Origin of the sequence: Bacteroides sp. UBA939 (assembly GCF_002293435.1) — a bacterium.
GTDB lineage: Bacteria > Bacteroidota > Bacteroidia > Bacteroidales > Bacteroidaceae > Bacteroides.
The window spans coordinates 459-8,735 of sequence record NZ_DBDF01000123.1; the positions used below are offsets into that span (position 1 = coordinate 459).

8 protein-coding genes are annotated in these 8,277 nt (G+C 45.0%); 5 read left to right on the plus strand and 3 right to left on the minus strand.

Translation table 11 applies throughout. The features are described from left to right. The first annotated feature begins 365 nt into the window (after positions 1–365). Positions 366–2,126: an aspartate--tRNA ligase gene (gene aspS / locus B2Z67_RS08085; protein WP_291529314.1), complete on the plus strand. Its 1,761-nt coding sequence runs from the start codon at positions 366–368 to the stop codon at positions 2,124–2,126. A gap of 221 nt (positions 2,127–2,347) precedes the next feature. Here the strand turns inward: aspS and B2Z67_RS08090 are convergent, their stop codons facing one another. From B2Z67_RS08090 to B2Z67_RS08100, 3 genes are read right to left on the minus strand one after another with little or no spacing between them, the layout of a single operon-like run. Beyond that, positions 2,348–3,229 (minus strand): carbon-nitrogen hydrolase, encoded by an 882-nt coding sequence (locus tag B2Z67_RS08090; RefSeq protein WP_291529315.1) that lies wholly within the window; start codon positions 3,227–3,229, stop codon positions 2,348–2,350. Between the two features lie 11 nt (positions 3,230–3,240). Next, positions 3,241–4,287, minus strand: coding sequence for an agmatine deiminase family protein (locus B2Z67_RS08095; protein WP_414630792.1), 1,047 nt, complete (start codon positions 4,285–4,287; stop codon positions 3,241–3,243). 16 nt (positions 4,288–4,303) lie between these two features. Further along, a complete protein-coding gene (locus B2Z67_RS08100; RefSeq protein WP_291529317.1) occupies positions 4,304–4,849 on the minus strand; it encodes a ferredoxin domain-containing protein in 546 nt (181 codons plus the stop codon). Between the two features lie 110 nt (positions 4,850–4,959). On the opposite strand from B2Z67_RS08100, the gene B2Z67_RS08105 reads away from it, so the two are divergent. From B2Z67_RS08105 to B2Z67_RS08120, 4 genes are all read left to right on the plus strand, one after another. Next, complete coding sequence (locus B2Z67_RS08105; protein WP_291529327.1) at positions 4,960–5,580, plus strand: ABC transporter ATP-binding protein; 621 nt, start codon at positions 4,960–4,962, stop codon at positions 5,578–5,580. Between the two features lie 29 nt (positions 5,581–5,609). Continuing rightward, complete coding sequence (locus B2Z67_RS08110) at positions 5,610–6,413, plus strand: ABC transporter permease (RefSeq protein ID WP_291529318.1); 804 nt, start codon at positions 5,610–5,612, stop codon at positions 6,411–6,413. Between the two features lie 78 nt (positions 6,414–6,491). Beyond that, on the plus strand, positions 6,492–7,328 hold the full coding sequence (locus B2Z67_RS08115; protein ID WP_291529319.1) for a Nif3-like dinuclear metal center hexameric protein: 837 nt from the start codon (positions 6,492–6,494) through the stop codon (positions 7,326–7,328). Positions 7,329–7,333: 5 nt separating this feature from the next. Then, entirely contained in the window at positions 7,334–8,158 is an 825-nt protein-coding gene (locus B2Z67_RS08120) for a zinc ribbon domain-containing protein (RefSeq protein WP_291529320.1), read from the plus strand. Positions 8,159–8,277 lie beyond the last annotated feature (119 nt).

Here is an 8,277-nt window from a genome sequence, read left to right on the forward strand (position 1 = left end):
TACAAAGTGACAAACTGACACCCACCACCTTCACTCCTGCAGTATGAATAATAGAGGCTTATACTCTATCCCGGATATTCATACTTTAGGAGTATCTTCTCCGTACCAAGGGTGTGTCAAGGGCGTACCAACCCCGTACCCGCTCCGTATAAAGGTACCCTTATAGGGAGCGGGTACGGCTTTGATACGGACATGATACGGAGCAGACTATATGTGAACCTCCTCTGAGGGGGGGATAAAAAGCATTTTGGGGAAGTACGTTATTCTTCATGCAGAATGGTTTTTTGCCAAGAATAAATACGGAATATAATTTGTTTTATGTATTTTTGCACGTCCTTTTGCTACATTAATTTAAATAATATAAGATGTTTAGAACGCATACATGTGGAGAACTACGTATCTCTGATATCAATAAGCAGGTGACGCTGGCCGGCTGGGTACAGCGTAGCCGCAAAATGGGAGGCATGACCTTTATAGACCTCCGTGACCGTTACGGTATCACGCAATTGGTTTTTAACGAAGAGTCGGATGCAGCGCTTTGTGAAAACGCAAACCGGTTGGGACGCGAATTCGTCATCCGGATTACAGGAACGGTAAATGAACGCTTCAGCAAAAACGCCAACATACCGACCGGGGATATTGAAATCATCGTATCGGAGTTGCACGTATTGAATGCCGCATTAACCCCTCCGTTTACGATTGAAGACAATACGGACGGTGGCGATGATATTCGCATGAAGTACCGCTATCTGGACTTGCGCCGCCCGTCTGTACGCAGGAATCTGGAGCTTCGCCATAAAATGACGATCGCTGTTCGTCAATACTTGGACAAGGAAGGATTTATTGAGGTGGAAACGCCTGTATTAGTAGGGTCTACTCCGGAAGGTGCACGCGACTTTGTGGTACCTTCACGCATGAATCCGGGACAATTCTATGCTTTGCCGCAAAGCCCGCAGACATTGAAGCAATTGCTTATGGTATCCGGCTTTGACCGCTACTTCCAGATTGCCAAATGTTTCCGTGACGAAGACCTTCGAGCCGACCGTCAACCGGAATTCACCCAGATTGACTGCGAAATGTCTTTCGTAGAACAGGATGATATCATTGAAATGTTTGAAGGTATGACAAAATACCTCTTCAAGGAAATACGTGGCGTAGAACTGGAAGGTCAATTCCTGCGCATGCCCTGGGCAGACGCCATGAAATATTACGGCAGTGATAAGCCCGACCTTCGCTTCGGTATGAAATTCGTAGAATTAATGGATGTACTGAAAGGACACGGTTTCCCGGTATTCGATAGCGCTGAATACATTGGCGGTATCTGCGTGGAAGGGGCAGCCCACTATACCCGCAAACAACTGGATGCGCTGACTGAATTTGTGAAAAGACCCCAGATTGGCGCTAAGGGTATGGTATATGCACGTGTGGAAAAGGATGGAAACGTGAAATCAAGCGTAGATAAATTCTACTCCCAAGAGGTGCTGCAACAGATGAAAGAGGCATTCGGCGCCAAAGCGGATGACTTGATTCTGATTTTAAGTGGCGACAATACCATGAAAACACGCAAACAACTCTGTGAGCTTCGTCTTGAAATGGGTAACCAACTGGGCTTGCGTGACAAGAATACGTTTGTGTGCCTGTGGGTAGTAGACTTCCCGATGTTTGAATGGAGCGAACAGGAAAACCGTTTAATGGCTATGCACCACCCGTTCACCCACCCCAAAGATGAAGATGTAGACCTGTTAGACACAGACCCGGCCGCAGTACGTGCCGATGCTTACGATATGGTTATTAACGGTGTGGAAGTTGGTGGCGGTTCAATACGTATCCACGACCCGCAGTTGCAGGCAAAAATGTTTGAGATATTAGGTTTCACCCCGGAAAAGGCGCAAGAGCAATTCGGATTCCTGATGAATGCTTTCAAATATGGTGCACCGCCTCACGGTGGCCTGGCTTATGGTCTTGACCGTTGGGTATCCCTCTTTGCCGGGCTGGATAGTATTCGCGACTGCATTGCATTCCCGAAGAACAACAGTGGACGCGACGTGATGCTGGATGCTCCCGCCTTACTTGACCCGTCACAATTGGAGGAACTGAATTTGGTTGTTGACGTAAAGGAAAAGTAGGTTATACTGTATTGCTTAATGCTGCAGTAAGTCAATGTTCATAATTAAATTCTTTAGACGCAGATAACGCGGATGACACGGATCTCTTTTTATTTTCCGGGCAGGCTAACGTAGCGCAGCATTTAAGAATCCGCGTCATCCGCGTTATCCGCGTCTAAAGAATTGCTTGCATTGCGCAGCAACCGGATTGAGAATCCGTTTCGCTATATTGTCATTCCTAATTAATCAAGAAAACGCTTCGTCAACCCTTCGTATGCATCAATACGCCGGTCGCGCAGGAAAGGCCACCAGCGACGTACGTTCTCTGAGCGTTCCATATCCACTTCCACTACCATGTTTGCCGGGTGGTCATTATCGGCTTGCGCCAGCAGTTCGCCTTGAGGACCTGCAACAAAACTATTCCCCCAGAATTGAATGCCGTTTGTCTGCATGGACGGATCGGCTTCATGTCCCACACGATTGACGGATATCACCGGTAATCCATTGGATACGGCATGGGCACGCTGAGAAATAATCCACGCATTCAACTGGCGTTTCTTTTCTTCATCCGTATCACTGCTTTCCCAACCAATGGCAGTAGGATAAATCAGCAATTCAGCACCTTTCAATGCCATGAGGCGGGCAGCCTCAGGATACCATTGATCCCAGCAAACAAGTACCCCCAGTTTGCCGATGGAAGTGCGGATAGGCTCAAACCCTATATCACCGGGCGTGAAATAGAACTTTTCATAATATGCCGGGTCATCGGGAATATGCATCTTACGGTATTTACCGGCAATACTACCATCACTGTCGAATACGACAGCCGTGTTATGATAAAGTCCCGGAGCGCGTTTCTCGAACAGGGAAGTAACCAGCACGAGTTTATTGGCAGCCGCAAGTTCTGAATAGAACCCGGTGGAAGGGCCGGGAATGGTTTCAGACAGGTCAAACAACTGAGTGTTCTCCGTTTGGCAAAAATAGAGCGAATTGTGAAGCTCCTGCAACACAACCAACTGAGCGCCAATCGCCGCACATGCTTCAATACTCTTGGCAAGATTCATCAGGTTTGTACGCTGGTCTGATGTATTGGCTTGCTGGATAATACCGACTTTTATTCTCATATTTCTTGAATTTATTTCAATACCCCCACAGGATATTGCATGGTTACACAATGAAGAGAGCCGTGCTGTTTGATAAGAGCACGGCAATCAATGCCCACAATTTCATATCCGGGAAAGGCTTGCTGCAAGATTTCTTCGGCACGGGTGTCATTTTCAGGCTGACGATACATAGGGTAGAGCACTGCATTATTCATTATCAGGAAGTTGGCGTATGTAGCCGGAAGGCGCTCGCCCTCTTCGTCAATTCTGTCGGCCATAGGCAATGCTAACAGGCGATATGGTTTGCCGTCGGGAGTACGAAAAGTTTTGAGTTGTTTCTCCATTTCATGAAGAGCTTCGTAATGTTCATCCTGCCTATCGGAACATTGTACGTAAGCAATCGTATCCGGCGAACAAAAGCGGGCAAGAGTATCGACATGGCTGTCCGTATCATCTCCTGCCAGATAGCCATAGTCCAACCAAAGCACACGCTTCAATTGGAAAACCGAACGAAGATATTCTTCGATTTCATCGCGGCTGAACTGTCCGTTGCGGTTGAAAGAAAGCAAGCATTCGGAAGTGGTAAGTAGCGTTCCCATACCATCACTTTCAATGGAACCGCCTTCAAGGACAAAGCCGAGACGATTTAGATAACTGCCCTGCAGGTATCCTGCCTCCACAGCTTGCCGGGTAATGCGGTTGTCCAGGTCTGCCGCAAACTTTAATCCCCAACCGTTAAAAGTGAAATCGAGTAGGAAAGGGGCTTCCGTGTTTACATCAAGCATGGTAATCGCTCCGTGGTCTCGCGCCCAGGTATCATTTGTTTCGCATTCCATAAAACGGACGTTCGACATGTTAACGGTAGCGGATATCTGCTTTTTAACTACTTCCGGTTCAGGAGTAACAATCAAGAGCAATTCCCGTTTGGCAACCTCACGGGCAATGGCGATAAAACAAGACTGTACCTCTGTAAGCATACGTACCCAATCTGTTCCGGCATGAGGCCAGGTTAGTTGTATTCCGCTTTGCGGCGACCATTCGGCAGGGAGGGTTGCGTTGAAAAACTTATCACTCATCATTTTCTTGTTTATCACCTCATTCTTCCTTCTTTTCTTCTTTGGGTTTCCGGTCAAAGAATGGGTTTTTAGATGATGCACTGACCGGAATAGCATAAACAGAGTTACATCCGGACAACCATTCCAATCGTTGCGCGGCAAGTCCGGCAGAAAACATCACGCGGGTGTCTACACGCAAATCGGCGGCTGTTGCACATGCCGACCCGATTGCTATGCCAACATCAACGGTATTTAACGCACAAGGCACGCCGTCAGGACGACCACTACAAGTGGAATATCCGCAATGCCCGCAATTCAGACCTTGAGCCTGCTCGCGCGTACCTATTATAACTACACATTCGGCTTGCAGGATATTATCCGCATCGCGCAGGAAAAATTTCATGTCAAGCTCTTGTGACATGTCAATCATCTTCCCTGATAACTTCTTTAAGTCTTCACCTGTAACCAAAGCTATTTCAATAACATCCACACCTTTTCCCTTCGGTGCGGTACGGGCGGCAGTCATCATTTGCCGCGCCACATTCAACACATGTTCGTGGCGGCTTGCACGTTCGTTCTGTACCATAACTCTTATCTTTTATTAAAAATTGAAAGCAAAGATACTTATTTTGACTGATAATCCGATATTTTCTAAAAATTCCTTTCTATATTTGCTTGCAAATGGAAACTAAGATTATACTCCAAATAGACAATGCATGTATCGCTTTCGGGGAAGATACGCTTTTTTCCGGCTTCAACATGCAGTTGTATGAAGGAGAAATTGCCTGTATTTCCGGACAATCCGGTAAGGGAAAGACTTCGCTGCTGAATGCTATATTGGGCTTCGTTCCACTCCGGATGGGAGACATTATTGTTAATGGTGTCCGTCTGGAGAAACCTACTATTGACCTGATACGCAGGCAAGTAGCATGGATACCGCAAGAATTAGTCCTTCCATCGGAGTGGGTGAGGGAAATGGTGCAATTACCGTTCAACCTGAAAGCCAACCGTGCTACTCCATTTTCTATGGAAAAATTGCTTGACTGCTTCGAGGAGCTGGGATTGGAAAAGGATTTGTATGACAAACGCGTGAATGAGGTTTCGGGAGGACAAAGACAGCGTATCATGATTGCCGTAGCCATCATGATGCAAAAACCTCTGCTGGTAGTGGATGAGCCGACTTCTGCTTTGGACTCGAATTCAACAGAAAAAGTACTTGCTTTCTTTCGGAAGCAAATGAAAAAAGGAAGTGCCGTTCTTGCCGTTTCTCACGACCTCAGGTTTGCGCAAGGGTGCAACCAGATGATAACGTTATGATGAATAATAGTTACTAACATTCAACCACAGTGGGAACAATAGACATATCATATACCAGTTTAGCCATCGGTTTGCTGATGTTAATCATTCCTCTGTTCTACTTATGGAAGTTCAGAACAGGGCTATTGTGGGTTACCATTATCGGCGTTGCGCGCATGATTATACAACTCTTCTTTATTGGCGTATATTTGAGATATTTATTTCTGTGGAATAATCCCTGGATAAACTTCCTGTGGATAATTATCATGATATTCGTTGCTGCGCAAACAGCGTTGGCCCGAACCCAACTCAAACGGAAAGTGTTGTTTATCCCTATTTCCATCGGATTTCTATGCAGTGTGGTCTGTGTAGGTATGTATTTCATTGCTGTTGTCTTGCAATTGGAGAATGTATTCAACGCCCAGTATTTCATTCCAATATTCGGTATCTTGATGGGAAATATGTTGTCCAGCAATGTCATTGCACTGAATGCCTATTACAGCGGATTGAAACGGGAACAACAACTATACCGTTATCTGCTCGGTAACGGCGCCACAAGGGCAGAAGCGCAAGCACCTTTTATCAAGCAGGCTATCATAAAATCATTCAGTCCATTGATTGCCAATATAGCGGTAATGGGATTAGTAGCGCTTCCAGGCACGATGATTGGACAGATTCTGGGAGGTAGCAGTCCGAATGTCGCCATCAAGTATCAGATGATGATTATGGTAATAACTTTTACAGCATCTATGCTTTCGCTGATGATAACCATTTCACTTGCATCGCGCAAATCATTCGATGCCAACGGAAAATTGCTGGAAGTAATGGTAGAAAAGAAGGAGAAAAAGAAGTAAAATACTAAAAAGAGTCAAAACCAAACGGCTTCTCAGTATATTTTTATTATATTTGCACCGAAATTTTCCATTCACATAATGAGAATTAAGGAAATAGTATGCGCCCTTGAACGATTTGCGCCTCTGCCATTGCAAGACGGATTTGATAATTCCGGTTTGCAAATCGGACTGACAGAAGCGGAAGCTACAGGGGCTTTGTTGTGTCTTGACGTTACTGAAGCCGTGATTGACGAAGCTATAGCGTTAGGATACAATCTTGTTATTTCCCATCACCCGCTGATATTTAAAGGATATAAATCCATTACGGGCAAAGACTATGTAGAGCGTTGTATCATGAAAGCTATAAAGAATGATATCGTGATCTACTCGGCCCACACGAATCTGGATAATGCTCCGGAAGGAGTAAACTTCAAGATTGCCGAAAAGATAGGATTGACTCATGTGCGTGTATTGGAGGAAAAAGATAATGCTTTACTGAATTTAGTGACTTCTGTTCCTGATTTCTATCCTATGCAAAATAGTTGGAATCAAGCAGGAGCGGGAGTTATCGGCGAACTGGAAACACCGGAAACCGAATTAGAGTTCCTGAAACGTGTGAAGAAAACTTTTGAAGCTGGTTGCCTGAAACATAATAAGTTAATGGGACGCGAGATACAAACCGTAGCATTGTGCGGAGGAGCCGGAGCGTTTTTAATACCGTCAGCCATACGCAAGAGGGCGGATGTGTTTATTACCGGAGAAATAAAGTATCATGACTATTTCGGACACGATGCGGACATTTTGCTGGCAGAGATCGGACATTACGAAAGTGAACAGTATACAAAAGAAATATTCTATACAGTAATCCGGGAGTTGTTTCCTAATCTTGCGCTTCAACAGTGTAAAGTGAATACCAATCCCATAAAATATTTATAAATAAAATGGCTAAAGAATCAAAAAAAGAACCACAGGAATTGACCGTGGAACAAAAACTGAAAGCATTGTTCCAACTGCAAACCATGTTGTCCAAGATTGATGAAATCAAGACTTTGAGAGGTGAACTTCCGTTGGAAGTGCAAGACTTGGAAGATGAAATCGCCGGTTTAAGTACCCGTATAGACAGAATCAAGGCGGAAGTTGCCGAACTGAAATCTGCTATCGCTACCAAAAGAGTAGAAATTGAAGTGGCCAAGGCTTCGGTTGTAAAGTATAAGGAACAACAAGAGAACGTACGAAACAACCGTGAATATGATTTTCTGAGCAAAGAAATCGAATTCCAGACTTTGGAAATAGAGCTTTGCGAAAAGAGAATCAAGGAGTTCTCGACACAGGATCAGGAGAGATCTGCCGAAGTGGAGAAAAGTACCGTTGCGTTGGATGAAAGGCAGAAAGACCTGGACGTTAAGAAAGGTGAGTTGGACGAAATCATTTCTGAAACCAAGCAGGAAGAAGAAAAACTGAGAGACAAAGCTAAAGACCTTGAAACAAAAATTGAGGCGCGTTTGCTCCAGTCTTTCAAACGTATCCGCAAGAATTCCCGTAACGGACTGGGTATCGTATATGTACAGCGTGACGCTTGTGGCGGTTGCTTCAATAAAATCCCGCCTCAAAGGCAGTTGGATATTCGCTCCCGCAAGAAAATCATTGTTTGCGAATATTGCGGACGTATCATGATTGACCCGGAATTGGCAGGTGTAACTTCCGACCACAAAGAGGAGATAAAGGAAAAACCGACCAGAAGAAGAAAGAGTGCAGAGGCAAATTAAGTATGAATAATGCAGGCTACAGTCTGCAAGATATTCCACTGCCTTTGAGGCGGGGTTTATTGCTTCGGAAATATCTTAAGTAGATGTTCATAGTTAGTTTATACTATGAATGATAATAT

What these genes read in the sequence shown, in the direction of transcription:
- aspS (WP_291529314.1), top strand. Translation starts at nt 366, where the DNA reads ATGTTTAGAACGCATACATGTGGAGAACTACGTATCTCTGATATCAAT.
- B2Z67_RS08090 (WP_291529315.1), bottom strand. Translation starts at nt 3,229, where the DNA reads ATGAGAATAAAAGTCGGTATTATCCAGCAAGCCAATACATCAGACCAG.
- B2Z67_RS08095 (WP_414630792.1), bottom strand. Translation starts at nt 4,287, where the DNA reads ATGATGAGTGATAAGTTTTTCAACGCAACCCTCCCTGCCGAATGGTCG.
- B2Z67_RS08100 (WP_291529317.1), bottom strand. Translation starts at nt 4,849, where the DNA reads ATGGTACAGAACGAACGTGCAAGCCGCCACGAACATGTGTTGAATGTG.
- B2Z67_RS08115 (WP_291529319.1), top strand. Translation starts at nt 6,492, where the DNA reads ATGAGAATTAAGGAAATAGTATGCGCCCTTGAACGATTTGCGCCTCTG.
- B2Z67_RS08120 (WP_291529320.1), top strand. Translation starts at nt 7,334, where the DNA reads ATGGCTAAAGAATCAAAAAAAGAACCACAGGAATTGACCGTGGAACAA.